The 1,624-nt window shown below is 50.9% G+C and carries 2 rRNA genes; both read left to right on the top strand.

Annotation, left to right across the window (positions count from 1 at the left end):
* A 23S ribosomal RNA gene (locus CSQ91_RS28340) occupies nucleotides 1-1,366 on the top strand; the annotation flags it as partial.
* A gap of 139 nt (nucleotides 1,367-1,505) precedes the next feature.
* Nucleotides 1,506-1,618, top strand: a 5S ribosomal RNA gene (gene rrf, locus CSQ91_RS28345).
* Nucleotides 1,619-1,624 lie beyond the last annotated feature (6 nt).

Genomic DNA, 1,624 nt, shown 5'->3' on the forward strand with positions numbered 1-1,624 from the left:
GACGAGTGAACTTGTTCACGAAGCAATCGGAAGTGGTTCCAAGAAAAGCCTCTAAGCTTCAGTCATACGAGACCGTACCGCAAACCGACACAGGTGGGCGAGATGAGTATTCTAAGGCGCTTGAGAGAACTCGGGAGAAGGAACTCGGCAAATTGGTACCGTAACTTCGGGAAAAGGTACGCCCCGGTAGCTTGATTGGTTTACTCCATGAGGGTGAAAGGGTTGCAATAAACTGGTGGCTGCGACTGTTTAATAAAAACACAGCACTCTGCAAACACGAAAGTGGACGTATAGGGTGTGACGCCTGCCCGGTGCTGGAAGATTAAATGATGGGGTGCAAGCTCTTGATTGAAGTCCCAGTAAACGGCGGCCGTAACTATAACGGTCCTAAGGTAGCGAAATTCCTTGTCGGGTAAGTTCCGACCTGCACGAATGGCGTAACGATGGCCACACTGTCTCCTCCCGAGACTCAGCGAAGTTGAAATGTTTGTGATGATGCAATCTACCCGCGGCTAGACGGAAAGACCCCATGAACCTTTACTGTAGCTTTGCATTGGACTTTGAACCAATCTGTGTAGGATAGGTGGGAGGCTTTGAAGCGGGGACGCTAGTTCTCGTGGAGCCAACCTTGAAATACCACCCTGGTTTGTTTGAGGTTCTAACCTTGGTCCGTTATCCGGATCGGGGACAGTGCATGGTAGGCAGTTTGACTGGGGCGGTCTCCTCCTAAAGTGTAACGGAGGAGTTCGAAGGTACGCTAGATACGGTCGGACATCGTGTTGATAGTGCAATGGCATAAGCGTGCTTAACTGCGAGACTGACAAGTCGAGCAGGTACGAAAGTAGGACATAGTGATCCGGTGGTTCTGTATGGAAGGGCCATCGCTCAACGGATAAAAGGTACTCTGGGGATAACAGGCTGATTCCTCCCAAGAGTTCATATCGACGGGGGAGTTTGGCACCTCGATGTCGGCTCATCACATCCTGGGGCTGTAGCCGGTCCCAAGGGTATGGCTGTTCGCCATTTAAAGTGGTACGTGAGCTGGGTTTAAAACGTCGTGAGACAGTTTGGTCCCTATCTGCCGTGGGCGTTGGAAATTTGAAGGGGGCTGCTCCTAGTACGAGAGGACCGGAGTGGACGAACCTCTGGTGTACCGGTTGTCACGCCAGTGGCATTGCCGGGTAGCTAAGTTCGGAAGAGATAACCGCTGAAAGCATCTAAGCGGGAAACTTGCCTTGAGATGAGATTTCCCAGAGCCTTGAGCTCTTTGAAGGGTCGTTCGAGACCAGGACGTTGATAGGCTGGGTGTGGAAGTGCAGTAATGCATTAAGCTAACCAGTACTAATTGCCCGTACGGCTTGTCCCTATAACCTTAGCAGGTACAGAGGATAAGACGGTACAACGTTGCGTGTGTGTTGATACTACCAGTCATTACCCCAATCTTTGCTTCTTCCAGATTCATGGCCTTGTCGTCCTACAGGAGACAAACGCCAGTACAAGTTATGCCTGATGACCATAGCAAGTTGGTCCCACCCCTTCCCATCCCGAACAGGACCGTGAAACAACTTTGCGCCGATGATAGTGCTGCAACCAGTGTGAAAGTAGGTTATCGTCAGGCTTGTTA

This window comes from Janthinobacterium sp. BJB301 (assembly GCF_002735685.1).
Classification (GTDB): Bacteria; Pseudomonadota; Gammaproteobacteria; order Burkholderiales; family Burkholderiaceae_D; genus Janthinobacterium; species Janthinobacterium lividum.